Here is a 23,583-nt window from a genome sequence, read left to right as displayed (position 1 = left end):
CCCCGATGGCCGAGACCGTGACCCCCACGGTGGACGACACCCCGCCCCCGGCGAGCACCCGCCGCGAGCGCAGCGGCTGGTACATCTACGACTGGGCCAACTCGGCGTTCCAGACCACCGTCATCACGGTGTTCCTCGGCCCGTTCCTCACCACCGTGGCCGAGCTGGCCGCCGGCTGCGAGCTGGGCGCGGACAGCTGCGACGGCTACGTGCACCCGCTGGGCATCCGCGTCGCCGCCGGCTCCTACTACCCGTACCTGATCTCGCTGTCGGTGTTCCTCACCGTGTTCGTGCTGCCGGTCATCGGGGCGATCGCCGACCGGTCGGCGCACAAGAAGCGGCTCCTCGGCGGCGCCGCCTTCACCGGCGCCGGCGCGACCATCGCGATGGCGTTCGTCACCGGCGACCGCTACCTGCTCGGCGGGGCGCTGTTCCTGGTCGCCAACATCTCCTTCGGCGCGGCCATCGTGGTCTACAACTCGTTCCTGCCGCAGCTCGGCGGCCCCGACGAACGCGACGGCATCTCCAGCCGCGGCTGGGCGCTGGGCTACCTCGGCGGCGGCGTGCTGCTGGCGCTCAACCTGGTCGCCGTCACCCTGCTCAGCGAGGACGACAACCCGCAGCGCACCCTGGACCTGGCCCGCTGGTCGATCGTGTCCGCCGGTGTGTGGTGGGCGGCGTTCACCCTGGTGCCGCTGCGCTGGCTGCGCGAACGCCCCACCGCGGCGGCGCTCGCCCGGGGCGGCAACGTGCTCACCGACGGCTTCCGGCAGTTGGGTCGCACCCTGCGCGAGGTCAAGGCGTACCCGCTGACGCTGTTCTTCCTGCTCGCGTTCCTGGTCTACAACGACGGCATCCAGACCGTCATCACCCTCGCCAGCCAGTACGGCACCGAGGAGCTGCGGCTGGAGCAGAGCCACCTGATCGTCACCATCCTGCTGGTGCAGTTCCTCGCCTTCGGCGGCGCGCTCAGCCTCGGCGCGCTGGCCCGGCGCATCGGCGCCTGGAAGACCGTGCTGCTCAGCCTGGTGCTCTGGACCGGTGTGATCCTTGGCGCGTTCCGGCTGCCCGCCGAGGAGCCGGTGCCGTTCATGGTCCTCGGCGCGGCCATCGGTCTGGTCCTCGGTGGCAGCCAGGCGCTGAGCCGGTCGCTGTTCAGCCAGCTCATCCCGGCGGGCAAGGAGGGCGAGTACTACGGCTTCTACGAGATCAGCGACAAGGGCACCAGCTGGCTCGGCCCGCTCGCCTTCGGCCTGGTGTTCCAGCTCACCGCCTCCTACCGGGTGGGCCTGGTCTCCCTGCTGATCTTCTTCGTGGTCGGGTTCCTGCTGCTTCTGGCCGTGCCGATCCGCCGGGCCATCGTGGCCGCCGGCAACACCCCGCCCCGGGTGCTCTGACCAGCACGCGCCTGCCCGATCGGCCCTGGTCGATCAGATAGGCTGCCCGACCGTGACCGACGACGCCGCTGCCGCCCCGACCTGCCTGGCCCACCCGTTCCCCGGCCAGCCGCACGCTCCGGCCGGGTGCGCGGCGGCGCGCGGGCTCGACGGGCGTCCGGTGCACGCCGCGGCGTTGAAGTTCTTCTGGGGGCCGATGGACTGCGGCAAGTCCACCATGGCACTGCAGATGAACTACAACCACGCCCGGCAGGGCCGGCGCGGGCTGGTCACCACCCGCATCGACCGGTCGCTGGGCCCACAGGTCACCACCCGCATCGGCCTGGCGCACGAGGCGATCGAGGTCACCGACGACCTGGACCTGACGGCCCTCGTCCGGGGTCGGTGGGCCGAGGGGGAACGCGTCGACTACCTGATCTGCGACGAGGCGTGCTTCTACACCGTGGAGCACGTCGAGCAGATGGCCGAGCTGGTCGACAGCTACGACGTGGACGTGTTCGCGTTCGGCCTCGCCACCGACTTCCGTTCCTGCCTGTTCCCCGCCACCCAGCGGCTGTTCGAGCTGGCCGACGAGGTGGCCCGCATCCAGGTCGAGGTGCTCTGCTGGTGCGGCCGGGAGGGGCTGCTCAACGCCCGCGTGGTCGACGGCCGGGTGGTCCGCGAGGGCGCGCAGGTCGTCATCGGCGACACCGTCGACACCGCCGAGGTGCGCTACCAGGTGCTCTGCCGGCGGCACTACCGCAGCGGCGACCTCGGCCCGCGTGACTGACCGGCCCGGTCAGGCCGGGCGCGGTGGGACGGCCCTCGGGCCCCGAAACCGGTCGGCCACGATCACCGCGACGGTCACCGCGGTCGCCAGCGCCGCGCACGCCGCGACGGGCAGCGGCAGCAGGACACCGACCGGCACCAACGCCAGCAGCACCACGACCGCCGCGATCCGGCCGGTCGGCCAGATCCGCCACAGCACCGCCGTGTAGGCGCCGTGCCCGGCGAGGAACAGCGCCGGGCCGCCCAGCGTGAACAGCGCGCTGACCGTGGTCGTGTCCGCGCCGGGCTCGCGCAGCAGTCGCTCGTCGCCCGCCGCGGTGACGATGATCCCGGCCACCATCACCGGGTGCAGGTAGTTGAACGCCAGACGGCTCAACCCGCCGGTGCGCTCACCGGCGCGCGCGATGACCTCCGCCGCCGCCGGGGCCGACCGGGCAAAATACACCCACCACAGCGCCACCGAACCGGCGAACGCCAGCACGAACGCACCGGCCATCGTCAGGTCCAGGTGCTGCGCGAGTGTGCTCCCGGTGACCAGAATCGACTCACCCAGGGCGATGAGGATGAACGCCTGGCACCGCTCAGCCAGGTGCCCGCCCTCCACCATCCACCGCTCAGCGGGGCTACGGCCCAGACCGGGCACCGGGAACCCGGTCGACAGGCCGATCACCTCGATCACGATCGCCGCCGCCCACAGCGCCTCCTGGAAGGCTCCGCCCACCACGGCGCCGAGCACCACGAGCAGCGACGTCCCGGCCAACCACGGCAGCGCCTTCTGAAACCCGTCGACCAGCCACGGATGGCCCTGCACCGCCCACAATGCGAACACGGTGCGGCCCACCTGCACGGCCAGGTAGACCAGCGCGAAGACCAGCCCGCCGCCGGCGAACGCCTCGGGGATCGTCGCCGAGAGCAGCAGGCTGCCCAGCATCAGCGCGATCAGCAGCGCCCGCACCGGCGCCTGGTCGGGTCGCAGCCAATTCGTCCCCCAGGCGGTGTAGATCCACACGAACCAGACCAGCGCCAGCACGAGCGCGGCGCGTGCGGCGCCATGCCAGTCCGGGTGCGCGATCAGGTAGTGCGCCAACTGGGTGGTGGTGAAGATGAAGACCAGGTCGAAGAAGAGCTCCGTCGACGTGGTGGGCTCCACCCCCCGACGCTCGCGTAGCAACCAGGGCCGCTTCGGCCGGACGACCGGCGGCTCAGAAGGGGTCACCGCACACCCGCCAGTCCCCGCCCTCGCGGACGACCGGCAGCCGCCGTTCCTCACTGACCCCGCCGTCACGCGTCAGCCGCACGGTCACCGTGCCGTGCGGGCGTCCACCCTTGGTGGCCACCGACACGTCGGTGATCTCGTAGTCGGTGACCATCGGCGGGGTGCGCACCCAGCTGGTGAAGCCGATCGCGCTCCACCGGCTGCGCGCGTCCTTGCACAGCCGGTCGTACGCGCCGGTGGTGTCGCCGAGGGTCACCTCGTTGAGGAAACCGTCGGCGGTCTCGCGGATCGGGCCGGCGGCCTGGCGGACGGTCTGCAGGTTCCAGGCGCCCAGCCCGGCGACCCCCACGCAGCACAGCGCCACGCCGATCCCGACGAACGCCAGCCCGGTGCGCATCGGGCGGTGCCGCCGGGCCGGTCGGCTGTACGGCTGGCCGGCACCCACGACTACCGACGGTAGAGAACACCGCCGCAGCGGAGCGCGACAAGTCGGAAACTGGCTGCGACCGGGTGGCGGTTGTGCCCTGTTCCGAGCGGCGCCGAATCGTCTACCGTCGTCGCACACCCCCTACCGCAGTGCCCGGGAGCAGATCGATGAGCCGCTTCGTACAGCCGGTACCACCCCCCGCCGACCCGTACGCCGGTGACGCCCTGCTGCGGTCCTGGCTGGAGCGTCACCTCGGCCCGGCCGGGCACGCGGCCGCGAAGGGTCGCCTCGCCGACCTGGCCGCCGACGTGACCGGGCCGCTGCGCGCGGCGCACGCCGACGCCGAGGCGCACCCGCCGACGCTGGTCCGCTACGACCCGTGGGGCGCGCGCGTCGACCGGATCGAGACCTCCGCCGGCTGGCAGGCGCAACGCGCCGCCGCCGCCCGGCACGCCGTGGTCGCGCTGCCCTACCTGCCGGATGCGCGCGGTGCCTGGGGCGCGGCCGCGCGGGTCGTGCAGCACGCTCTTCTGCACCTGTACGGCCCGGAGTCGGCGACGTTCTCCTGCCCGGTGGCGATGGCCGACGGGGCGGCGGCGCTGCTCAGCCTGCCCGACGTGGACGCCGGGGTCCGCGACGCGTGGCTGCCCCGGCTGATCTCCACCGACCCGGCCACGGCGATCACCAGCGGGCAGTGGATGACCGAGTCGCAGGGCGGCTCCGACCTGGGTCGCTCCAGCACCGTCGGCCGGCCCGCCGCCGACGGCTCGTGGCGGCTGACCGGGGAGAAGTGGTTCTGCTCCGCCGCCGACGCGGCGATGGCGGTCGCGCTGGCCCGACCGGAGGGCGCCGGACGCGGCAGCCGGGTGCTCGCCCCGTTCCTGGTCCCCCGGTACGCGGCCGACTCTCCCCTGGCCATCGGGGCCGCCGGGGACGCGCCGGCGCCGGGCGTCACCGTGCACCGGCTCAAGGACAAGCTGGGCACCCGTGCGCTGCCCACCGCCGAGATCGGCCTGCACGACGCGTACGCCGTGCCGCTGGGCGACCCGGCACTGCCCGGGTTGGTCCGGGCGATGACCCTGGTCGTGGTGACCCGGGTGCACAACGCCGCCGCGGCGGCCGGCGGGATGCGGCGCGGTCTGGCGTACGCCCGGGCGTACGCCGACGCCCGGCACGTCGCCGGCGGCGCGTTGGCGTCCTCGCCGCTGCACCGGGCGACGCTGGGCACCCTCGCGGTCGACGCGGCGGGTGCGTTCGCCCTGGCCGGGCACGCGTTCGCGCTGCTCGGCCGCGTCGAGGTCGGCGCCGACCCGGCGGCCGCGGCGGAGCTGCGCATCGTGGCGCCGCTGGCGAAGCTGGCCACCGGCCGGCTCGCCGTCGGCTCCGCCAGCGAGTACGTGGAGAGCTTCGGCGGGGCCGGCTACGTGGAGGACACCGGCGTGCCCCGGCTGCTGCGCGACGCGCAGGTCCTGCCGATCTGGGAGGGCACCACGAACGTGCTGGCCCTGGACGTGCTGCGCGCGCTTGCCCGGGAGGATGCCGGGGCGCCGCTGCTGAGCCGGCTCGCTGCCGCCGTCGACCTGGCCCGGCCGCTGTCGCCGACACTGGCCGACACCCTGGCCACGGCCGCCGCGCAGCTCCGCGACACCATCGAGGCGGTGGCCGCCGATCCGGGCGCGGAGAGTGTGCTCGCCGGTGCCCGGGGTCTGGCGCTGCGCCTGGCGTACGCCCTGACCACCGCGCTGCTCGTCGAGCACGCCGCCTGGGGTGACGAGCAGGCGGAGCTGGCCGCCCGGCTGTGGGCGCGGCGCTGGCTGCGGCACGAGGAGATCGCCGAGGACGCCCACCACCACCTGGACCTGCTCTGCTGACGGGCCGTCACGAGGACGGTGTGGCCGCTGGACGCTCCCTGACCGGCGGGAAACGCCGGCGTACCTGACAGAGGTTGGCAGGTACGCCGGGCAGACTGCGGGCATGACGACAACCACAACCACCGACCTCGCCATGGTCAGCCTGGACAGCTCCGACCCGGCCGCGCACGCCGCCTTCTACCACCGGGCGTTGGGCTGGGAGATCACCCACAGCCAAGCCGAGTACGCCATGATCAACGGCGGTGGCGTCTCGATCGGCTTCGGGCTGGTCGAGGGCTACCGGCCGCCCGCCTGGCCCGACCCGGCCGGCGGCAAGCGCTACCACCTCGACCTCTACGTCGACGACCTGGCGGTCGCGGAGAAGGAACTGGTCGAGGCCGGCGCGTCGAAGCCGGAGTTCCAGCCCGGCGGTGATCGGTGGGTGGTGCTCATCGACCCGATCGGGCAGCCGTTCTGCATCTGCCCCCGCCCGCAGGGCTGAGGCTCCCCAGCCACCGCCGCGCGGCGGGTTCGTCGATCCGGGACGACGCTCAGCCGCGGCGGCGGGACCGGGCCGCCCACACCACGTACGCCGGGTCGCGGTCGAGGTTGTGCCGGTCCCGGTCGTAGCGGCGGGTGGTACGCGGGTCGGCGTGGCCCATCGCGTCCTGCACGTCCTCCAGCGGGACTCCCTCGGAGCGGGCGGTGGTGGCGAACGCGTGCCGCAGCGAGTGTGGGGACAGCCTCGCCCAGGCCGGGATGCCGGCAGCGCGGGCCAGTCGGCGGACCATCCGGAACACCGAGTGCCGGTCCAGGCGGGCGCCGCTGGCGGTGACCAGCAGCGGCCCGGTCAACTGCGGCACCGGCACGCCGGTGGCGGCGGCCCGCTGGGCGAGGTAGGCGTCCACCGCGTACCCGGTGCCGGGGGTGAGAGCACGTCGGCGCTGCTTGCCGCCCTTGCCGACGAAGCGCACGCTGCGGTGCCCGCGTTCGTTGCCCAGGTCGGTCAGGTCCAGCGAGATCAGCTCGCCGACCCGCAGCCCCAGGTCTGCCAGGAGCGCGATCGCCGCCCGGTTGCGCGCGGCCGTCGGGCCGGTGTCCGCGTCGGCGGCGGCGAGCAGGGCGTCCACCTCCTCCGGGGTGAGCCCCACGGTGGCGGAGTGGTCCCGGTCGACGCGCGGCCGGTCCGCGCCGGCGACCGGGTTGGCCGGCAGCGCGCCGAGCTTGACGAGGAAGTCGTACCAACTGGACAGCGCGGAGAGCCGGCGTGCCACGGTCGCCGGGGTCAGGGGCCGACCGCTGCGCGCGCCGAGGGTGGCCTCCAGCGCACGGGCGTACTCGTTGACGTGCAGGAAGGTGGCCCCCAGCGGGTCCAGGTCCCGGTCGGCGCACCAGCGGAGCCAGCCGGTGACGTCACGCCGGTAGGCGTCGCGGGTGTGCTCGGACAGCCGGCGGTTGCGCAGCCACGCCTCGGTGACGTCCATCGGCCCGCCGGGCAGGGCCGGTCGGGCCGTCGGGCGGGCGAGCACCGGAGCGTCGGAGGACACCATGTGAAAAAGACTCTCAGCCTCGGGTCGGTTCGCCGCGAAGGCGCGCCGGGGCCACCGGCTCTACCGGTGACCGGCACGCCGGCTACCGTCGGGCGGTGCGCGCCAGCCGACTGGTCTCCCTCCTGCTGCTTCTGCAGACGCGGGGGCGGATGACCGCTACGGAGCTGGCCGAGGCCCTCGAGGTGTCGATCCGGACGGTGTACCGGGACGTGGAGTCGTTGGGCGCCGCCGGGGTTCCGGTGTACGCCGAGCGCGGCCCGGCCGGCGGGTACCGGCTGCTCGACGGCTACCGCACCCGCCTGACGGGACTGACGGCTGGCGAGGCCGAGGCGCTGTTCCTGGCCGGTGTGCCGGGCCCGGCCGCCGAGCTGGGCCTGGGGTCGGTGCTGGCCACCGCCGAGCTGAAGTTGCGGGCCGCGCTGCCGACGGACGTCGCCGACCGGGGCGGACGGATCCGGCAGCGTTTCCACCTGGACGCGCCGAGCTGGTTCCGTGAGCCGGAGCCGACGCCGCATCTCGCCGCGCTGGCCGGCGCGGTCTGGGAGGACCGCCGGATCCGGATGCGTTACCGGCGGTGGCAGCAGCCCCGGGAGGTGACCCGGACCCTCGATCCGCTCGGCGTGGTGCTCAAGGCCGGCCGGTGGTATCTGGTGGCCGCGGCGGACGGACAGGTCCGCACCTACCGGGTGGGCGCGATCCTGGATCTGACCGTGCTGGACGAGCCGGCCGACCGGCCCGCCGGCTTCGACCTGGCGGACTGCTGGCAGGAGCACGCCGAGCGCTACGAGCGCGGCGTCTACCGCGCCGAGGCGCGGGTGCGGATGACGGCGCCGGCGCTGGCGCAGACGGTGCACCTCTTCCCGCCGGCGATGAGCCGCGCGGCGCACGACGCCGCCGGCGATCCGGACGCGGACGGCTGGCTGGTCACGACCGTGCCGATCGAGTCGGTCCGGCATGGCCACGTCGAGCTGCTCAAGCTCGGCGCGCAGGTGGAGGTGCTCACACCGCCCGAGTTGCGGGAGCGTCTCGCCGGCACCGCCCACGCGCTCGCCGCGCTCTACCCACGGCCCGACGCCGGCCAGCCGTCGGCTCGCACGGCGGACGCCGCCCTCGCGGGAGGCGCCACGGTGGACGGCGACCCGCCGGCCGGGGATCCCTCCGATGCGCGGGGCGGGCCGGGCGCGGCGGCTGGCCCGCCCCGCGCATCGTTCAGGCGTTGATCTGCCGGCGTCCGTTGCCGTTGGCGGTGATCGTCACCCGGCGGGGCTTGGCGCGCTCGGCCACCGGAATGCGCAGCGTCAGCACCCCGTTCTCGTAACCCGCTTCCAGGTTGTCGGTGTCCAGGGTGTCGCCCAGGAACAGCCGCCGGGTGAAGGTGCCCATCGGGCGCTCGGCGGCGACCAGTTCGACCCCGTCGCCGGTCGGCCGGCGCCGCTCCGCCCGGACGGTGAGCACGTTGCGCTCGACGGTGCAGTCGATGCTGTCCGGGTCGACGCCGGGCAGGTCGAACGCGGCGTAGAAGTGGTCCCCGTCGCGGTACGCGTCCAGGTGCATCGTCGCGGGACGGGCTGCCGTACCGAAGAACTGCTCGGCGAGCCGGTCGATCTCGCGGAACGGGTCGGTACGCATCAACATTGTCGTGCCTCCTCGGTTCTCCTGGCCGAAGGTGATGAGTTGAGTCGGTGTGACTCAACTTCCTCTTCTCTATTTAGCGCAACCGAAGGCGGCCGTCAACTCCTCGGCGCAGACGCTTCTCGAACCAGTGTTCGGCGTACGGGCCCTGCGAGTACGCCGGGATCTCCACGTAGCCGTGCCGCGCGTACAGAGCCCGGGCCTCGACCAGGTCGTTGCGGGTGTCCAACCGGATCCGGTCCGCGCCGGCCGTCCGTGCCCGCTGCTCGACGGCGGCCAGCAGCGCGCCGCCCCCGCCGGCGCCGCGATGCGCGGGGCGGATGAACACGCGGGTCAGCTCGGCCCACTCCGGCCACCACCGCAGCCCGGCGCAGCCGGCCAGGTCCGCACCGTGGTGGGCGAGCAGGAGCAGGCCGGTCGGGTCCGTCAGGTCGTCACTGGGCGACTCGGCCAGCGCCTCGTCGACCTCCCCGGGCAGCGCCGGGCGGCGGTGGTAGCGGACCACCATCTCCGTCATGTACTCGCGGAGCAGCAGTCTCGCGTCGGGCTGGTCGGGACGGGCGGCGGCGGTCACCCAGGCGGGTCGTCGGATCGTGCTGGTCACCTGTCGATCATCAACGCCCGGTCAACGGCTTTATCCGCCGTCGGCGCGTTGCGACGGGACGGTTCGCGGCCCGGACGATCAGAGCCGCTGGTAGATCCCGTGCTCGCGGGTGAGCAGCTGTTCGTCGACGAGGTAGCGGCGCAGTGTGACGTGGTCCGACCCGCCGGCGGCGCACCACGGCTTGAGTGCCTCGTCCACGGCCCGCTCCGGATAGCGCGTCCCCGGCTCGAAGGACCGGTCCGCGATGTGCGCCAGCAGCACCCGCCGCCGGCCGCGCTGCCCCGGCAGGCCCACGAGCACCCCGGCGCGCAGGAAGGTCCGCAGCACCGGGTCGTCGGCGGGGTCGGCCTCGTCGGCCGGCTGGCGTTCGCGCGCCGCCGCCCGCAGCGACACCTCGTCGGGCGCGAGGGCGCCGTCGCGGCCGGTCACCAGGCCCGCGTCGGTAAGCCGGCGGATCCCGGTGAGCACCGTCCGCGCCGGCAGGCCGGTGCGCTCGGCGATCTGGGTCGCGGTGGCCGCGCCCAGCACGATCGCCGCGAAGACCCGCCGGCGTCCGTCGTCGGCCAAGGTCCCGGCGAGCGCATCCGCTGTCATGCCGGTCACCCTCGCATCGGCGTACGCGGACCGCCAGGCGTTTTTCCGGTACGGCGTGCCGCCCGGTCTCGGATGTGCCCGCTCAGTCGACCTGCTGCTCCGCGACGAGCAGCACCCGGCGCAGCAGGTCGGAGAGCAGTCGCCGTTCCTCCGGGGTGAGCGCGCGGAGCAGGCGGTGCTCCTCGGCGCCCCGGACGTCCATCGCACCGTGCCAGGCGGCCCGGCCCGCGTCGGTGAGCTCCACGTCCACCCGACGTCGGTCGACGGTGGACGGTATCCGCCGGACGAAGCCCCGCTCGACCAGGCTGTCGACCCGCGCGGTGATCGAGGCGGGCGCCATGGCCAGGTCGGCGGCGAGTTCCGAGGGCGCGGCGCGTCCCTGCCGACCGGCGAGGGCGTGCAGCGTGTCGTACTCGTGCGCCGGCAGGTCGAAGTCCGCCAGGACCCGCTCCTTCACCGTGCGCAGGTGCCGGGTCAGCACGCCCATCCGGGTCACCGCTCCTTCGACGTCAGCATCGAGGTCGGGCAGCACGGGCAGCCAGCGCTCGACGTGCCGGTCGACCGAGTCGTGGGTGGTGGTCACCGGCAGAGCTTAGCGCGGCGAAATATTCGTTGCCGAAATATTCGACGTCGAAGTATCGTGCGCGGATGACCAGTCCCCTGCGCATCAGCTCCTTCCGTCTGCTGTTCCTGGGCCGGACCGTCTCCTCGGTCGGTGACGCCGTGGTGCCCGCCGCGCTGGCCCTGGCCGTCCTGCGGGCCACCGGCTCCACCGGCGCGCTCGCCGTCGTCCTCGCCGCGGCGATGGTGCCCCGGCTGCTCCTGCTACCACTCGGCGGCGTGGTGGCCGACCGGTTCGACGCCCGCCGGGTCGCGCTGCTGGCCGACCTCGTCCGCTGTGCGACCCAGTTCGCGGTGGGCGTCGAACTCCTCGGCGGCGACCCGTCGCTGACCACCGTCGTGGTGGCCTCGGCGCTCGGCGGCACCGCCTCGGCGTTCGCCATCCCGACCGCCTCCCCGCTCGTCGCCGGCACCGTGGAGCCGGCCGCCCGCCAGCAGGCCAACGCGCTGATGGGGATCACCGCCAACACCAGCCGGCTCGCCGGCCCGCGCTGGCCGGCGCACTGATCTGGGCCGCCGGCCCCGGCTGGGCGTTCATCATCGACAGCGCGTCGTTCGCGGTCAGCGCCACGCTGCTCGCGCTGGTCCGGGTCCGCCACGTGCCGGTGCCCCGCCGCTCCCTCCTCGCCGACCTGCGGCACGGCTTCGGCGAGGTGCGCGCCCGCGACTGGTTCTGGACCAGCCTCATCGGGCACGGCGTGTGGAACGGCGCCGCCGCCGTGCTGATGACCCTCGGTCCAGCCGTCGCCCTGAGCCGCCTCGGCGGCGAGGCGATCTGGGTCCTGCTGTTGCAGGCCGGCGCGGTCGGCATGCTCGTCGGCTCGCTGCTGGCCGGGCGGGTCCGGCTGCGCCGACCCGTGCTGCTGGCCAACCTCGGGCTGGCCGGCTACGCCGCGCCGCTGCTGCTGCTCGCCGTCGCCGCGCCCGCCCCGGTGGTGATCGTCGCCTACGGGATCGCGCTGACCGCTCTCGGCTACCTCAACCCGGTCTGGGAGACCGTCGTGCAGCACCAGTTCCCACCCGAGGTGCTGGCCCGGGTCACCTCGTACGACTGGCTGGTCTCGCTGGGCGCGATGCCACTGGGCTACGCCCTGGCGCCGCTGGCCGCCGACGCGTTCGGGGCGCCCGTACCGTTGGCGATCGCCGGCCTGCTGGTCCTGGCCGCCTGCGCCGGCACCGCGCTGGTCCCCGGCGTGCGCCGGCTCACCTGGCCGACGACCACGGCGCCGCGACCGGCCGAACCCGCCGCCGCCGAGCGGTGAGCCGGTGCGGCCGGTCGCCGGGTCACTCGCCCGTCGGTCCGCCGGCGAGTTCCGCCACGACGTCGAGGTGACCGAGGTGGCGGGCGTACTCCTGGAGCAGGTGCAGCAGCACCCGCTCCAGCGACGCGGGGTCGGCGCCGTTCCACCGCGGGCCCGGCGCGCCGACCTCCGCGAGGTCGTGCGCCGACACCACGGCGCTGGTGTGCGCGCCCTGGGCACGCAGCGCCGCCACCAGATCCGCGCGGGACTCCTCGGGCGCGACGTACCAGCGCTCCCCGCGGCGGTCACCCCACGGCTCCGGGACATCCCGCCCCTGGAAACCCCACTCGATCCAGCGCAGCTCGACGTACCGCAGGTGCTTGAGCAGCTCCAACGGGGTCCATCCCGACGGCAGGCCGCTGCGCCGCAGCTCGCCCTCGGCCAGCGCCGACACCTTCGCCACCACCGACTCCCGGAAGTAGTCCAGGTAGCGCAGAAGGACCTCGGTGCGGCTGCCGGCGGGGAGCGTGGGCTCGGGGAAGGGCATGGTCATCGGCCCATTGTGCGCGGCGGGTCAGCCGGCCGGCAGGTCACGGCCGCGCTGCTGCACACCCGCCTGGCCGTACGGGTAGTCGCCCACCGGTGGAGCGCTCGCCTCGTCCAGCAGCCGGGTCTGCTCCCCGTCGAGAAGGAGGTCGGCGGCGGTCAGGTTGTCGTCGAGCTGCTCCGTCGTCCGCGCTCCGAGGATCACCGAGGTGACCGCCGGCCGGCCCGCCAGCCAGGCGAGCGCCACCGCCGACATGGACACACCCCGGTCCCGGGCGACCTGGCCCACCGCGTCGATGACCCGCCAGGTGCGCTCCTCGGCGTTGCGACCCGCGTACGCCTCGACGCCGCGCTGCGGGTTCTCGCCGAGCCGGGTGGCGCCGGTGGGGGTGCTGTCCCGTTGGTACTTGCCGGTCAGCCAACCGCCGCCCAGCGGCGACCACGGCAGGATGCCGATGCCCTCGTTCTCGCAGACCGGCACCAGCTCGAACTCGATCTCCCGGGCCAGCAGGTTGTACTGCGGTTGCAGGGTCACGACCGGCGTGAGGTTGAGGTGCTGGGTGAGCAGGGCGGCCTTCTGCAACTGCCAACCGGTGAAGTTGCTGACCCCCGCATAGCGGATCTTGCCCGCGCGGACCGCGTCGTCGAAGAACCGCAGCGTCTCCGGCAGCGGGGTGAGCGGGTCCCAGGCGTGGGCCTGGTAGAGGTCGACGGCCTCGACCCCGAGCCGCCGGAGGCTGGCGTCCAGCGCGCGGGTGAGGTGCACCCGGGACAGGCCGGCGTCGTTCGCGCCCGGGCCCATCGGGAACCGCCCCTTGGTGGCGATGACCAGCCGGTCGCGCAGGCCGGGCCGCGCGGCGAGCCAGCGGCCGACAATCTCCTCCGAGACGCCGGCGGAGTAGACGTCGGCGGTGTCGATGAAGGTGCCACCGGCCTCCACGAACCGGTCCAGCTGGGCGAAGCTGCCCGCCTCGTCGGTCTCGGCGCCGAAGGTCATCGTGCCCAGACAGAGGGTCGACACCACGGTGCCGGTCGCTCCCAGAGTGCGATAGCGCATGTCGTCCTTCCGATCGAGTGCCAAAGCTGATCTTCGCACCCGGTCGGACGGCCCGCACTCTCGACGTCACCCCGAGCGGCCCGTGGCCCCGGCGACCGCCGCGTTCGACCGGCTGCGGTCAGGTTCGTAGCGCGCGGCTCGGGCGGGGTGCCCGTTGACCGTCTGTTACCGCTGTGGGCTGCGGTGAGCGTTGTCGACCAGGGCCGAGGCGACGTCGCGGAGCTTGCGGTTGGTGTCCTGGGACAGCTTGCTCAGGATGGTGAACGCCTCGTCGGGGGTGCAGTGCCGCTCGGCCATGACGATGCCCTTGGCCTGTTCGATCACCGCGCGGTGTTCCATCGCTGCCTGCATGTGCTGTGCCAGGGTGGCTGTCGCGTCGTACAGGTGCGCGTTGGCCAGCGCAACCGCGGCGTAGCCGGAGAACGTCTGGGCGAGCAGGATCGCTTCGTCGTCGAACGCCTCGGGTTTGGTGGAGTACATGTTCAGCGCGCCGGTGACGGTCTCGTGCACGGGCAGGCCAACCGACATCGAGCTGCGTACCCCGGCGTCGAGGGCTGCCGGAGTGTAGTGCGGCCAGCGTTGCTCGCGGGTCAGGTCGGGCACCGACACGGTGGCGTGGGTGGCGGCCGCATCCAGGCACGGGCCGCCGCCTTGTTCGTACTGCCGCTCGTCCAAGCTCAAGGCGAGCTCGCCGGTGAACGCCGCGGTGTGCGCGTTCCTGCCCCGGATCAGGGTCACCGACGCCTCGTCGACCCCGGCGATGGTCCGTTTGGCAAGGGTCGCGACCTGCTGCAGGACGCCCTCGAGGTCGGTCTCGTCCAGTTTCATCCGGCCGAGTTCGGCGAAGGCGTGAGTGGGGTCCAGGAGTTGTTGATCGGCCACGGAGGAGTGTCCCTTGAAAGGGCACAAACAGCTTGAATCCGCTGGGAAAGCTGAATGAGCAGGTCACTGCAGGCTTCCCACCGCGGCAGGGAGCCGGGACCTGCGCCTCTTCTTGACGCCGGGCTCGTCGACACGATCTGATGCGCCGACCACAGGTCTTTCAGTGTAGTAGCCGGAAACCGATGACGCCGTACGTCATTCCTCGGCACCGAGAGTGACCCCCGCTCACTGGCGGACCGGCCGAACGAATCAACCGGCAGGCCGGACGAGAGGTCCGCCACGCCGGCTGACGGCGGTCAGTCGTCGGTCACGCCGGTCAGCCAGGTGCGGACGCCGGTCAGCGCCTCGGGACCGGAGTCGGTGCCGACGTCGCGGGCGAGGTCGGCGATCGTGACCGCGGCGAGCGCCTGGCGCCACGCGTCCTCGGCCGCCCACATGGCGCGGGCGACCGGGCATGGCTTCGTGCAGGAGGTGGCCGGGGTCGCCAACGGGCCACGCTGGCGGATCTCCGTGCAGACGAAGGCCGGTCCCGGGCCATCGACCGCCCGGACCACGTCGAGCAGCGTGATGCTCTCCGGCGCGCGGGTCAGCGCGTAGCCGCCGGACTTGCCCTGCACGGAGTGGATGAGGCCGGCGCGGGCGAGGGACTGGAGCTGCTTGGCGAGGTAGCTGCTGGAGACGTCGTGCAGCTCGGCGAGCCTGGCCGCCGGGACGGGCCGACTGCTGGTCGTGAGGACGACGCAGCAGTGCAGCGCCCATTCGACCCCGCCGGACATTCTCATCGCTTCACCCTAGCCACCCCATTACTCGGACTCATTCTGTCCGAGTATATTGACTCGGACAGCCGAAGTCCCGGTTTCGTTCCGCGAGGCGACGGACAGAGGGAATCAGACGGGGGACACAACCCGTACCGGAAGGTGTGATGGACGTGAAGATCGCCGTACTGGGTGGGACCGGCCTCATCGGTTCGCAGGTCGTCAAGATCCTGCAGACGGCCGGGCACGAGGCGGTGCCGCTCTCCCCGTCCACCGGGGTGGACCTGCTCACCGGGCAGGGCCTGTCCGACGCGCTCAAGGGCGCCGAGGTCGTGGTCAACCTGACGAACTCGCCGACCTTCGACGACGCCTCCCCGGCCTTCTTCCAGACGACCATGGACAACCTGCTGGCGGCCGCCCAGCGCGAGGGTGTCCGCCACGCGGTGATCCTGTCCATCGTCGGCGTCGACCTGGTGCCCGACCTGGCCTACTACCGCGCCAAGGTCCTTCAGGAGGACATCCTCAAGGCCGGTCCCCTGCCGTACTCGATCGTCCGCGCCACCCAGTTCTTCGAGTTCATCGACGCGGTCATCTCCTGGACCGCCGACGAGAGCACCGTCCGTCTGCCCAGCAACCCGCTGCAGCCCATCGCGGCGGCCGACGTCGCGCAGGCCGTCGCCGACGTCAGCATGGGCGCCCCCCTCCAGGGCGTCCGCAACATCGCCGGACCCGACGTCTTCCCGCTCGACGAGCTGGGCAGGATCACCCTCGCCGCCCGCGGCGACGCGCGCAACGTCGTCACCGACGACACCGCCGGCATGTTCGCCGCCGTGCCCGGCGACGTCCTCATCGCCAACAACGACGCCGTCATCGCGCCCACCGCCTACCGCGAGTGGCTCGGGCGCTAGCCCCCGGCCGTGGCCGCGCCCGCATCGTGCCCGGGCGCGGCCACCGCGGCACGGCAGACCAGTCACGGGTACGGTGACCGCGTGCTGTCGGCGGTCAAGGGTCTGTCCCGGTACCACACCGAGGAATCACTGCGCGCGTACCTGTGGCAACGCTCGCACCGCACCGACGCCGGCTGCCTCGTCATCCACGGCTACGGGCCGCGGCGGGGGGTCCACCAGAAGGTCGCCGGCCGGGCCTGGGCGCACATCGCCGCGTTCGTGGTCCTCGTCGGCGGCTACGACCCCACCCTCGACGTCGAGCACGTCTGCGGTGTCGCCGACTGCATCGAGCCCACGCACCTGCGCCAGGTCAGCCGCTCCGAGACCTGCCGGAGCCGGACCCAGTCACCGCGGTGCCGCAACGGCCACGATCGCGAACTCGACGCCGCCACCGGCCGGTACCGCCGGGTCTGCCGGGCGTGCAACCGGGAGTCCCAACGCCGGTGGCGTGAGCGCGCGGCCGCCGAGGTCGCCCAGGCCCGAGCGGCGTACGGCCGCTCCTAGCCGCCACCCGACGCGGGAAACGTCGCCAGATCCGTCAGGATTCGAGAAGTCCTGGCCACGACGCCGCACCTAGCATGATCGTCATGGACATCACCATTCACACGACCGTTCTCCCGCACGTCGACCCGGACGCCTCCCTGGCCTTCTACCGCGACACGCTCGGCTTCGAGGTTCGCAGCGACGTCGGACAGGGCACGATGCGGTGGATCACCGTCGGCCCCGTCGACCAGCCCGGCACGTCCATCCTCCTGGCGCCGCCCGCCGTCGACCCCGGGATCACCGACGACGAGCGCCGGACCATCGCCGAGATGATGGCCAAGGGCACCTACGGCTGGATCCTGCTGGCCACCCGTGACCTCGACGGCACCTTCGAGAAGGTGCAGGGCGGCGACGCCGAGGTCGTCCAGGAGCCGACCCGGCAGCCGTACGGCGTCCGCGACTGCGCCTTCCGTGACCCCGCCGGCAACCTCGTCCGTATCCAGGAGCTCGGCTGAGCCGTCCGGTCAGATGTTCGGCCGACACCGCTGGACGGAGTTCTGCCATGTGTCACCCCTCGTGGGGGCGTGCGCTCGCCGAGGCGCAGCGCCTGCGTGATCTCGCGCGGCTGCGTCGCGTCCGGGACCGGATCGACCGGGAGTACGCGCGGCCGCTGGACGTGGAGGCGCTCGCTCGCGGTGCGCACCTGCCGGCGGGCCACCTGAGTCGGCAGTTCCGGCTGGCGTACGGCGGCTCGCCGTACGCGTACCTGATGGCGCGGCGGGTGGAGCGGGCGACGGCGCTGCTGCGTCATGGTGATCTGAGTGTCGCCGAGGTGTGTTCCGCCGGCCGCGAGCAAGCGGTTCTACGTCGAGCACGGCCTCACCGTGGCGAAGAGCTTCGGCCGCATGTACGTCGAGTTCGCGGCCGGGTCGAGTCCCATCAAGCTGGCGCTGTACCCGCGCCGTGCCCTCGCGAAGGACCTCGGTGTCGCTGCCGATGGCGCCGGCTCGCACCGGCTTGTCATCGGTGGCAGCGCCGGGCCCTGCACCGACCCGGACGGGTTCGCCTGGGAGGCGGCTTCGCTCGCACCCACGGCCTGACACTCCTGGAAGTTTTCTCTTCGACGTGACTGGAGGACGCATGACGGGCGCGCCGCCACGGCAGCTTGCGGAAAGGCTGCGGGACACCCTCGCCAGACTGGAGAGCGACATCGACCTCTGGGTGGCCACCTCGGGCACCCCGGATGGCGTCCACCTGAACCCCCTCTCGTACCTCTGGGACGGGACCGTCGTCGTCATCGCGACGCTGCGCGCCTCGATCACCAGCCGCAACCTGCTGGCCGACGACCGGGTCCGACTCAGCCTCGGGCCGACGCGCGACGTCGTCATCATCGACGGCACCGCCGAGCCGCTGGACATCGCCGACCTCGGCCCGGATCTGGGTGACGCGTTCGCGGCCAGGACAGGTTTCGACCCGCGCGAGTACGACGAGCCCCACCAGTACTTCCGGATCCGGCCGCGGCGCGTCCAGGCCTGGCGGGAGGCCAACGAGACGCGGGGACGCGTGCTCATGCGCGACGGCCGCTGGCTCGCCTGACCGCCTCAGCTCCGGGACGATCGGATCCACCCGTCCTTGCGGACGGCGTGTGGTCGCCCGGACCGCGCACCGCGCTGCTGCCGGGTCCTAGGATCGGGACGATGCGGCGGCTCACGGTTCGGGCAGCGAACGTGGCGGATGTTCCCGCACTGGTGGAGTTGCGCCTGGCCAACGCCGAGGCGCATCTGGCTCTCGACGCTGGCACCTACCGGGTTCCGCGGCGCGAGGCGGTGGTCCGCCATTTCGCGGGCATGCTGACCGACGAGCCGGGGCGGGACGCTGTTCTCGTCGCTGAGACTCCTGACGGCCGGGTCGTCGGAATGGTCGAGGTGCTACGCCTTCCCGAACCTCCCGAGCACCAGATCCTGCGTCCTGAGCCCTCGGCGCAGGTGCACACGGTCGTGCTGCCCGACGCCCGAGGCCTCGGGGTGGGATCAGCGTTGCTGGAGGCGGCCGAACGGTGGGCAACCGACCGCGGCATCACGTACCTGTCGGCGGGCATCCATCACCGCAACGTCGATGCCGTGCGCTTCTACAGCCGGCACGGCTACGCCGACTCCGGGCTCTCCCTGGGCAGGCGTCTGCACTAGGGCCGCGGTGGGCTGTGCGGCACTGTTCGGCGCGCTACTCGGCACTACCGCATAGCGGTACTCGGTGGTACGTTGTAGCGGTACTCAGTACTACGAGGTACCTGGGGAACCGAAGAGGGGCCGCGATGGACGACCTGACGGAGATGTTGAAGGGCACGCTCGAAGGCTGCGTGCTCGAGATCATCAGCGGCGAGGAGACCTACGGGTACGCCATCACGCGTCGGTTGAACGAGCTCGGCTTCACCGACGTCATCGAGGGGACGGTGTACACCATCCTGCTGCGACTGGAGAGGAACGGGCTCGTCCAGGTGACGAAACGACCATCCGAGGTGGGCCCGCCGCGCAAGTTCTACGCGCTCAACGAGGCCGGGCGCGCGGAACTCGCGACGTTCTGGGCGAAATGGCAGTACGTCTCATCACGCATCGACAGGCTGAGGGAGGGCGGGAGATGAGCTTCTGGGAGACCGTCACAGGCAGCGATCTCACCAGGGAATGGAAGGCGTTCGAAGCCAGGGCGGAGGCATTGCCGCCCGACTACCAGGCGGCGTGGGAACAGATCAAGGCCCACCTCTTCCCCTACGGGGGCTTCACCGGTCGCAACCTCCTGCCGATCCTCGACGCCGCCCTGGGGCTGCTCGAAGAGTCGTCGGCGGACGGGCAGAGCGTCCACGAGGTGCTCGGCGACGACATCCCCGGCTTCTGTACGGCGCTGGCCGGCGGAGAGGGGGCCCGGACCTATCGCGACCGGTGGCGCGAGCAGTTGAACAGGAACGTCGCAAGGAAACTGGGCCGGCTAGGGGGCTGACGTGGGCATCCAGGACATCATCGAGGGCAAGAAGCAGTGGCGGGCGCACGTGGCTCGGGTCAAGGCGCTCCCGCCGGACTACCAGATCGTCTACAAGGAGATGCAGAAGTACCTGTTCAAGGTCGGACCGATCGACCTGCCTGACGGGCCCCTGCTCCCCGGGATCGTCGACTTCTTCGAGGAGGGCGTCGCGGCCGGCAAGGGGGTTCTCGAACTCGTCGGCACCGACGTCGCTGCCTTCTGCGACGACCTGGTGAAGGACTCGCGCACCTACGCGGACGTCTATCAGGCGTCGATCAGCGGGAACCCGGACACGGACAAGAAGTGATGTGCCGGCGGGCGTAAGCCCGCACGACGCGCTGGCGAGCTGAGTAGCTTGCCAGCGCGTCGGCAGTTCGGCCCTGCCCCCTCCCGTTGCGCCCGATTCGCCTCGGTCACACCAGCCCGAATCCTTACGCACAAGAACTGTCATTATGGTGCACGTGCGGTATGCCCCATATGTGGGGGCTAATTACTGGATTATCGTTACCGGCAAACCGATAATGCGAGTTTGACCCTCGACGAGGTCGAGCCCCGAGCATGTCCGGCATGGACGACCACAACCGCCAGCCCACGGCCGACCCGACCATGGCCCGCATCGTCGACGCGGTACAGCTCGGCCGATCAGGACAGCGGGCCCGTGCCCGCGACACCCTCACCGCCCTCTGGGACGAGATCGGCGCCACCGGCGACGCCTTCCACCGCTGCACCCTCGCCCACTACCTGGCCGATCTGCAGGACACCACCGAAGCGGAACTGACCTGGGACGAGCGCGCTCTGGCCGCCGTCTCCGACCTGACCGACGAGCGTGCCCAGCGATACCTCTCCTCGCTCCAGGTCCGGGCGTTCCTGCCGTCGCTGCACCTCAACCTGGCCGACTGCCACCGGCGCCTGGGCAACATCGCACCGGCCCGGGAGCACCTTGCTCTGGCCCGCGAGCACGTGGCGCATCTGCCGGACGACCCGTACGGCGAGGCCATCCGTGCCGCCATCCGTGACTTCACCGAGGAGGACCCGACCGACCTCCGGCGGTAGCGGTTCCCGCGGGCAGTGGGGAGCCGAGCGTCAGCCGCGGCGGGTCCCCGGTGCGCGGCGCAGGGTCGGTGGCGCCAGGGCTGGGGACGCCGGAAGCCCGAAGCCGTGCGGAGGTGTCGTCAGCGCAGCATCGCACGGGTCATTCGACGGGTGGCGACATACATCGCGATCGTGCCGAAGGCGACGAGGTAGACCACCGGGATCAGCAGGTCCCAGCTGAGGTGGCCCAGCGCCGGTTCCCGGACCAGCTCGATGCTGTGGTAGAGCGGCAGCGCCCGGATCAGGGGCTGCACCGCCTCCGGGTAGACCGACAGGGGGTAGAACGTCGTCGCGAACAGGTACATCGGCAGCATGAAGAGCTGGATGTACTGGAAGTCGGGGAAGTCGCGCAGATACGTCGTGACGGCCAGTCCGCCCGCGGCGAAGGCGTACGAGATCAGCACCGACGCAGGCAGGGCCAGCAGCACCCAGGCCGAGGTGACCAGCCCACCGACCGCCATGAGGGTGAGGAAACCGATCGACGTCAGCAACGCGTTGATCATCGCGCTGGTGACCTCGCCGACGGCGATGTCGGTGACGGAGAGCGGTGTCGGCAGGATCGCCTCGTAGGTCTTCTCGACCCTCATGCGGATGAAGACGCCGAAGCTGGTCTGGTTGAACGCCGTGTTCATCGCGGTCGTGGCCAGGATCGCCGGGGCCACGTAGACGGCGTACGGAACATCGACCCCGGGCACCGTGCCGACGAGCAGCCCGACGCCGACACCGATCGACAGCAGGTACAGGATCGGTTCGACGAGCGCGTTGAGCAGCGGGGTGACCGACCGGCGGTAGATCATGAAGTTGCGTTCGATCAGCGCGAGGGCTCGGCGTCTCGTCCAGGCGGGTACGACGACGGCGGTCATGGTGCCTCCACGAAGCTCTCGACGTGGGCTGTCACGGGTGCAACCGTCGGCGGTAGGTGATGCGAGCGACCAGGAAGCCGCCGATCGCGAGCGCCAGCAGGTAGGCGATGTGGACGAAACTGCCGGTGATCGTCGCCGAGCCGAGGCTGAGCGTGCGGCACAGCTCCACCCCGTGCCACAGCGGCAGCAGGTAGGACACCGGGCGGATCCACTCCGGTAGCTGCGAGACCGCGAAGAACGTACCGGAGAACATGTAGAGCGGCATGATGACGAATCGGAACACCGTGTCGATGTGGCGCAGCTTGCGCACCCCGACTGCCCACGCTGCGGCCGGCGCCGCGAACGCGACCCCGGTCAGCGTCGCGCCGAGCAGGGCGCCGAGAGCCCACCATCCCGAGATCAGCCCGAACGCGGCCATCACCACGACGAAGGCGCCGCTGGCGATGAGCACCCGGAAGGCGATGAAGAGCAGATGCCCGGCGGCAAGCTGCTCCGGCGTGAGCGGCGTCGGTGTGGCGCTCCGGTAGGCCCCGAAGCCCGCAGCTCGGGCGACCCCCGCGGACCCCTCCAGGAACGCGTTCTGCATCGCGGCCGCGGCCAGCATGCCCGGAGCGAAGAACGCCGCGTAGGAGACGCCGGCGATCTGGGCTGGCGCGTTGTCGTCGACGAGGGCGCCGAGGCCGGCGCCGATGCCGATGAGGAACAGCAACGGGTTCAGCACGTTGATCACGATCGAGCCACGCCAGGTACGCCGGTAGAGCGTGACCCAGTATCCGAATGCGTGCAGCACCAGTGCTCTCTCCTGCTACTCGATGAGCGATCGGCCGGTGAGCGTGAGGAACACGTCTTCCAACGTCGCGCGGCGGACCAGTGCGGTGAGCGGCGTGAGCGACATGGCGTGCACCGTGGCGAGGGCCGCCTCGCCGTCGGCGGCGTAGACGAGCACCCGGTCGGGGAGCAGTTCGACGCGACCGTCGGTGTCGTTGCCGCCGGTGGCCAGTGCCGACGTCCGGAGCTTCTCCGCTGCGGTGTCCCGTTCGTCGAGGCGGAAGCGGAGTTCGAGAACGTCGCGGGTGGCGTACCGGGTGATCAGTTCCCGAGGGGAGCCCTGCGCGACGATCCGGCCGTGGTCGACGACGATGAGCCGGTCGCAGAGCTGCTCGGCTTCGTCCATGTAGTGCGTGGTGAGGACGAGCGTGACGCCCTCCTGTTTGAGCCGGAAGAGCCGGTCCCACAGGATGTGCCGAGCCTGCGGGTCGAGGCCGGTGGTCGGCTCGTCGAGCAGCAGGATGTCGGGTTCGTTGATCAGGGAACGGGCGATGGTCAGCCGTCGGCGCATCCCGCCGGAGAGCGTCTCGACCTGGTCGCCGGCCTTCTCCTGTAGCTGGGCGAAGTCCAGCAGTCGGGTCGCGCGTTCACGGATGACGGTCCGCGGCAGGCTGAAGTATCGGCCGTAGATGTGCAGGTTCTCCCGGACGGTGAGCTCGTTGTCGAGGTGGTCGTCCTGCGTCACGACGCCCAGCCGGGCACGGATCTCCGGCCCCTGTTTCATCGGGTCCATTCCGAGCACGCGCAGGCTGCCGCCGCTGATCGGCGACGTCGCGGCGATCATCCGCATGGTGGTGGACTTGCCGGCGCCGTTCGGCCCGAGGAGTCCGAAGGACTCCCCCCGCTGGAGTTCGAAGTCGATGCCGTCGACGGCGTGGAACTCCGCAGTGGACCCGCGCGGCGGATAGATCTTGGTCAGATTCCTCACCTCGACCAGCGGACGTTCATTCACCACGGCAGCCTACTGAGCTGGGACAGAAATCTGCAAGATTTGAGCAAGCGATTGTAATTTTCCGACTCAACAATCAGTTCGCGGTATGGCCGGGTCCGATCCTCGCCTTCAGCCGGCGGCAATCCGTAGGTTCTCTTCTTGACGAGCGCTGGACGCGTAGCTAAGTTTCAGCCACCCGGACTGAGAGGCGTCTATGCAGACCCGACTCGTTACCGCGACCACCTGGGTGGCCACACTGGCGGCCACCCTCGCCCCCATCCCCGCCC

The 23,583-nt window shown here is 71.9% G+C and carries 29 protein-coding genes and 2 pseudogenes; 17 read left to right on the top strand and 14 right to left on the bottom strand.

What is annotated here, in order from left to right; translation table 11 throughout:
* Nucleotides 1-5 precede the first annotated feature (5 nt).
* Together DKT68_RS05260 and DKT68_RS05255 are read left to right on the top strand one after the other, a co-directional pair.
* Nucleotides 6-1,397, top strand: coding sequence for an MFS transporter (locus tag DKT68_RS05260; protein WP_109816286.1), 1,392 nt, complete (start codon nucleotides 6-8; stop codon nucleotides 1,395-1,397).
* Nucleotides 1,398-1,449: 52 nt separating this feature from the next.
* Nucleotides 1,450-2,166 carry a thymidine kinase gene (locus DKT68_RS05255; protein ID WP_109816285.1) on the top strand — a complete coding sequence of 239 codons (717 nt, stop codon included), beginning with the start codon at nucleotides 1,450-1,452 and terminating at the stop codon, nucleotides 2,164-2,166.
* 9 nt (nucleotides 2,167-2,175) lie between these two features.
* Here the strand turns inward: DKT68_RS05255 and DKT68_RS05250 are convergent, their stop codons facing one another.
* Both DKT68_RS05250 and DKT68_RS05245 read right to left on the bottom strand, forming a co-directional pair.
* Nucleotides 2,176-3,315, bottom strand: a complete 1,140-nt coding sequence (locus DKT68_RS05250) for a low temperature requirement protein A (RefSeq protein ID WP_161556620.1) — start codon at nucleotides 3,313-3,315, stop codon at nucleotides 2,176-2,178.
* Nucleotides 3,316-3,367: 52 nt separating this feature from the next.
* Nucleotides 3,368-3,826, bottom strand: a complete 459-nt coding sequence (locus tag DKT68_RS05245) for an Rv0361 family membrane protein (RefSeq protein ID WP_109816283.1) — start codon at nucleotides 3,824-3,826, stop codon at nucleotides 3,368-3,370.
* Between the two features lie 149 nt (nucleotides 3,827-3,975).
* On the opposite strand from DKT68_RS05245, the gene DKT68_RS05240 reads away from it, so the two are divergent.
* Both DKT68_RS05240 and DKT68_RS05235 read left to right on the top strand, forming a co-directional pair.
* Nucleotides 3,976-5,679, top strand: coding sequence for an acyl-CoA dehydrogenase family protein (locus tag DKT68_RS05240; protein WP_109816282.1), 1,704 nt, complete (start codon nucleotides 3,976-3,978; stop codon nucleotides 5,677-5,679).
* Between the two features lie 103 nt (nucleotides 5,680-5,782).
* The gene (locus tag DKT68_RS05235; protein WP_109816281.1) at nucleotides 5,783-6,160 is read left to right on the top strand and encodes a VOC family protein; all 378 of its coding nucleotides are present in this window, start codon (nucleotides 5,783-5,785) and stop codon (nucleotides 6,158-6,160) included.
* Nucleotides 6,161-6,209: 49 nt separating this feature from the next.
* On the opposite strand, the gene DKT68_RS05230 is transcribed toward DKT68_RS05235, so the two are convergent.
* Nucleotides 6,210-7,208, bottom strand: a complete 999-nt coding sequence (locus DKT68_RS05230; RefSeq protein WP_109816280.1) for a tyrosine-type recombinase/integrase — start codon at nucleotides 7,206-7,208, stop codon at nucleotides 6,210-6,212.
* A 95-nt stretch (nucleotides 7,209-7,303) separates the two neighbouring features.
* Between DKT68_RS05230 and DKT68_RS05225 the strand changes: the two genes are divergently transcribed.
* The gene (locus DKT68_RS05225) at nucleotides 7,304-8,428 is read left to right on the top strand and encodes a helix-turn-helix transcriptional regulator (RefSeq protein ID WP_109816279.1); all 1,125 of its coding nucleotides are present in this window, start codon (nucleotides 7,304-7,306) and stop codon (nucleotides 8,426-8,428) included.
* On the opposite strand, the gene DKT68_RS05220 is transcribed toward DKT68_RS05225, so the two are convergent.
* The 4 genes from DKT68_RS05220 to DKT68_RS05205 form a co-directional block, all read right to left on the bottom strand.
* On the bottom strand, nucleotides 8,418-8,843 hold the full coding sequence (locus DKT68_RS05220; protein WP_109816278.1) for an Hsp20/alpha crystallin family protein: 426 nt from the start codon (nucleotides 8,841-8,843) through the stop codon (nucleotides 8,418-8,420). The two genes, DKT68_RS05225 and DKT68_RS05220, sit on opposite strands and share 11 nt — an antisense overlap.
* Before the next feature lie 73 nt (nucleotides 8,844-8,916).
* On the bottom strand, nucleotides 8,917-9,444 hold the full coding sequence (locus tag DKT68_RS05215) for a GNAT family N-acetyltransferase (protein ID WP_236646724.1): 528 nt from the start codon (nucleotides 9,442-9,444) through the stop codon (nucleotides 8,917-8,919).
* A gap of 78 nt (nucleotides 9,445-9,522) precedes the next feature.
* Complete coding sequence (locus tag DKT68_RS05210) at nucleotides 9,523-10,038, bottom strand: DUF2087 domain-containing protein (protein ID WP_109816301.1); 516 nt, start codon at nucleotides 10,036-10,038, stop codon at nucleotides 9,523-9,525.
* Between the two features lie 82 nt (nucleotides 10,039-10,120).
* A complete protein-coding gene (locus DKT68_RS05205; RefSeq protein ID WP_201748905.1) occupies nucleotides 10,121-10,621 on the bottom strand; it encodes a MarR family winged helix-turn-helix transcriptional regulator in 501 nt (166 codons plus the stop codon).
* Nucleotides 10,622-10,686: 65 nt separating this feature from the next.
* Here DKT68_RS05205 and DKT68_RS32610 point away from each other — a divergent pair.
* A pseudogene (locus DKT68_RS32610) lies at nucleotides 10,687-11,921 on the top strand (MFS transporter).
* Nucleotides 11,922-11,943: 22 nt separating this feature from the next.
* Here the strand turns inward: DKT68_RS32610 and DKT68_RS05195 are convergent.
* The 4 genes from DKT68_RS05195 to DKT68_RS05180 all read right to left on the bottom strand — a co-directional run bounded on the left by DKT68_RS05195 (nucleotide 11,944) and on the right by DKT68_RS05180 (nucleotide 15,167).
* Nucleotides 11,944-12,453 (bottom strand): DinB family protein, encoded by a 510-nt coding sequence (locus tag DKT68_RS05195; RefSeq protein WP_109816277.1) that lies wholly within the window; start codon nucleotides 12,451-12,453, stop codon nucleotides 11,944-11,946.
* Nucleotides 12,454-12,474: 21 nt separating this feature from the next.
* Nucleotides 12,475-13,503: an aldo/keto reductase gene (locus DKT68_RS05190; protein WP_109816276.1), complete on the bottom strand. Its 1,029-nt coding sequence runs from the start codon at nucleotides 13,501-13,503 to the stop codon at nucleotides 12,475-12,477.
* 165 nt (nucleotides 13,504-13,668) lie between these two features.
* Nucleotides 13,669-14,331: a GAF and ANTAR domain-containing protein gene (locus DKT68_RS05185; RefSeq protein ID WP_109816275.1), complete on the bottom strand. Its 663-nt coding sequence runs from the start codon at nucleotides 14,329-14,331 to the stop codon at nucleotides 13,669-13,671.
* A 350-nt stretch (nucleotides 14,332-14,681) separates the two neighbouring features.
* Nucleotides 14,682-15,167: an RrF2 family transcriptional regulator gene (locus DKT68_RS05180; RefSeq protein WP_109816274.1), complete on the bottom strand. Its 486-nt coding sequence runs from the start codon at nucleotides 15,165-15,167 to the stop codon at nucleotides 14,682-14,684.
* A gap of 140 nt (nucleotides 15,168-15,307) precedes the next feature.
* Between DKT68_RS05180 and DKT68_RS05175 the strand changes: the two genes are divergently transcribed.
* The 11 genes and pseudogenes from DKT68_RS05175 (at nucleotide 15,308) to DKT68_RS05125 (ending at nucleotide 20,635) form a co-directional block, all read left to right on the top strand.
* On the top strand, nucleotides 15,308-16,048 hold the full coding sequence (locus DKT68_RS05175) for an SDR family oxidoreductase (RefSeq protein ID WP_236646722.1): 741 nt from the start codon (nucleotides 15,308-15,310) through the stop codon (nucleotides 16,046-16,048).
* Between the two features lie 81 nt (nucleotides 16,049-16,129).
* Nucleotides 16,130-16,591: an HNH endonuclease gene (locus DKT68_RS05170; protein WP_109816298.1), complete on the top strand. Its 462-nt coding sequence runs from the start codon at nucleotides 16,130-16,132 to the stop codon at nucleotides 16,589-16,591.
* An 83-nt stretch (nucleotides 16,592-16,674) separates the two neighbouring features.
* Entirely contained in the window at nucleotides 16,675-17,085 is a 411-nt protein-coding gene (locus DKT68_RS05165; protein WP_109816297.1) for a VOC family protein, read from the top strand.
* Nucleotides 17,086-17,132: 47 nt separating this feature from the next.
* Nucleotides 17,133-17,414, top strand: a pseudogene (locus DKT68_RS05160) (helix-turn-helix domain-containing protein); the annotation flags it as partial.
* On the top strand, nucleotides 17,392-17,670 hold the full coding sequence (locus DKT68_RS05155; RefSeq protein ID WP_201748910.1) for a VOC family protein: 279 nt from the start codon (nucleotides 17,392-17,394) through the stop codon (nucleotides 17,668-17,670). The pseudogene DKT68_RS05160 and the gene DKT68_RS05155, both read left to right, overlap by 23 nt.
* 40 nt (nucleotides 17,671-17,710) lie before the next feature.
* Nucleotides 17,711-18,166: a pyridoxamine 5'-phosphate oxidase family protein gene (locus DKT68_RS05150; RefSeq protein WP_109816273.1), complete on the top strand. Its 456-nt coding sequence runs from the start codon at nucleotides 17,711-17,713 to the stop codon at nucleotides 18,164-18,166.
* A gap of 101 nt (nucleotides 18,167-18,267) precedes the next feature.
* Nucleotides 18,268-18,756, top strand: coding sequence for a GNAT family N-acetyltransferase (locus tag DKT68_RS05145; RefSeq protein ID WP_109816272.1), 489 nt, complete (start codon nucleotides 18,268-18,270; stop codon nucleotides 18,754-18,756).
* 125 nt (nucleotides 18,757-18,881) lie between these two features.
* On the top strand, nucleotides 18,882-19,208 hold the full coding sequence (locus DKT68_RS05140) for a PadR family transcriptional regulator (RefSeq protein WP_109816271.1): 327 nt from the start codon (nucleotides 18,882-18,884) through the stop codon (nucleotides 19,206-19,208).
* Complete coding sequence (locus DKT68_RS05135) at nucleotides 19,205-19,561, top strand: DUF1048 domain-containing protein (RefSeq protein ID WP_109816270.1); 357 nt, start codon at nucleotides 19,205-19,207, stop codon at nucleotides 19,559-19,561. Before DKT68_RS05140 ends, DKT68_RS05135 begins: the two co-directional genes overlap by 4 nt.
* Before the next feature lies 1 nt (nucleotide 19,562).
* The gene (locus DKT68_RS05130) at nucleotides 19,563-19,889 is read left to right on the top strand and encodes a DUF1048 domain-containing protein (RefSeq protein ID WP_109816269.1); all 327 of its coding nucleotides are present in this window, start codon (nucleotides 19,563-19,565) and stop codon (nucleotides 19,887-19,889) included.
* A 260-nt stretch (nucleotides 19,890-20,149) separates the two neighbouring features.
* The gene (locus tag DKT68_RS05125) at nucleotides 20,150-20,635 is read left to right on the top strand and encodes a hypothetical protein (protein WP_109816296.1); all 486 of its coding nucleotides are present in this window, start codon (nucleotides 20,150-20,152) and stop codon (nucleotides 20,633-20,635) included.
* A gap of 119 nt (nucleotides 20,636-20,754) precedes the next feature.
* On the opposite strand, the gene DKT68_RS05120 is transcribed toward DKT68_RS05125, so the two are convergent.
* From DKT68_RS05120 to DKT68_RS05110, 3 genes are read right to left on the bottom strand one after another with little or no spacing between them, the layout of a single operon-like run.
* Complete coding sequence (locus DKT68_RS05120) at nucleotides 20,755-21,537, bottom strand: ABC transporter permease (RefSeq protein WP_109816268.1); 783 nt, start codon at nucleotides 21,535-21,537, stop codon at nucleotides 20,755-20,757.
* A 31-nt stretch (nucleotides 21,538-21,568) separates the two neighbouring features.
* A complete protein-coding gene (locus tag DKT68_RS05115) occupies nucleotides 21,569-22,327 on the bottom strand; it encodes an ABC transporter permease (protein ID WP_201748904.1) in 759 nt (252 codons plus the stop codon).
* A 15-nt stretch (nucleotides 22,328-22,342) separates the two neighbouring features.
* Nucleotides 22,343-23,320, bottom strand: a complete 978-nt coding sequence (locus DKT68_RS05110) for an ABC transporter ATP-binding protein (protein WP_201748903.1) — start codon at nucleotides 23,318-23,320, stop codon at nucleotides 22,343-22,345.
* Nucleotides 23,321-23,583 lie beyond the last annotated feature (263 nt).

Source organism: Micromonospora acroterricola (genome assembly GCF_003172955.1).
Lineage (GTDB): Bacteria > Actinomycetota > Actinomycetes > Mycobacteriales > Micromonosporaceae > Micromonospora > Micromonospora acroterricola.
Note: the sequence above shows the minus strand (reverse complement) of the source record. Positions and strands in the feature narration are given on the sequence as shown.

Bases quoted from the DNA above. Each gene is read 5' to 3' on its own strand.
- DKT68_RS05260 (WP_109816286.1), top strand. From the start codon at position 6: ATGGCCGAGACCGTGACCCCCACGGTGGACGACACCCCGCCCCCGGCG.
- DKT68_RS05240 (WP_109816282.1), top strand. From the start codon at position 3,976: ATGAGCCGCTTCGTACAGCCGGTACCACCCCCCGCCGACCCGTACGCC.
- DKT68_RS05235 (WP_109816281.1), top strand. From the start codon at position 5,783: ATGACGACAACCACAACCACCGACCTCGCCATGGTCAGCCTGGACAGC.
- DKT68_RS05230 (WP_109816280.1), bottom strand. From the start codon at position 7,208: ATGGTGTCCTCCGACGCTCCGGTGCTCGCCCGCCCGACGGCCCGACCG.
- DKT68_RS05220 (WP_109816278.1), bottom strand. From the start codon at position 8,843: ATGTTGATGCGTACCGACCCGTTCCGCGAGATCGACCGGCTCGCCGAG.
- DKT68_RS05210 (WP_109816301.1), bottom strand. From the start codon at position 10,038: ATGACAGCGGATGCGCTCGCCGGGACCTTGGCCGACGACGGACGCCGG.
- DKT68_RS05195 (WP_109816277.1), bottom strand. From the start codon at position 12,453: ATGACCATGCCCTTCCCCGAGCCCACGCTCCCCGCCGGCAGCCGCACC.
- DKT68_RS05190 (WP_109816276.1), bottom strand. From the start codon at position 13,503: ATGCGCTATCGCACTCTGGGAGCGACCGGCACCGTGGTGTCGACCCTC.
- DKT68_RS05185 (WP_109816275.1), bottom strand. From the start codon at position 14,331: ATGAAACTGGACGAGACCGACCTCGAGGGCGTCCTGCAGCAGGTCGCG.
- DKT68_RS05180 (WP_109816274.1), bottom strand. From the start codon at position 15,167: ATGAGAATGTCCGGCGGGGTCGAATGGGCGCTGCACTGCTGCGTCGTC.
- DKT68_RS05175 (WP_236646722.1), top strand. From the start codon at position 15,308: ATGGACGTGAAGATCGCCGTACTGGGTGGGACCGGCCTCATCGGTTCG.
- DKT68_RS05165 (WP_109816297.1), top strand. From the start codon at position 16,675: ATGGACATCACCATTCACACGACCGTTCTCCCGCACGTCGACCCGGAC.
- DKT68_RS05150 (WP_109816273.1), top strand. From the start codon at position 17,711: ATGACGGGCGCGCCGCCACGGCAGCTTGCGGAAAGGCTGCGGGACACC.
- DKT68_RS05145 (WP_109816272.1), top strand. From the start codon at position 18,268: ATGCGGCGGCTCACGGTTCGGGCAGCGAACGTGGCGGATGTTCCCGCA.
- DKT68_RS05140 (WP_109816271.1), top strand. From the start codon at position 18,882: ATGGACGACCTGACGGAGATGTTGAAGGGCACGCTCGAAGGCTGCGTG.
- DKT68_RS05135 (WP_109816270.1), top strand. From the start codon at position 19,205: ATGAGCTTCTGGGAGACCGTCACAGGCAGCGATCTCACCAGGGAATGG.
- DKT68_RS05125 (WP_109816296.1), top strand. From the start codon at position 20,150: ATGGACGACCACAACCGCCAGCCCACGGCCGACCCGACCATGGCCCGC.
- DKT68_RS05120 (WP_109816268.1), bottom strand. From the start codon at position 21,537: ATGACCGCCGTCGTCGTACCCGCCTGGACGAGACGCCGAGCCCTCGCG.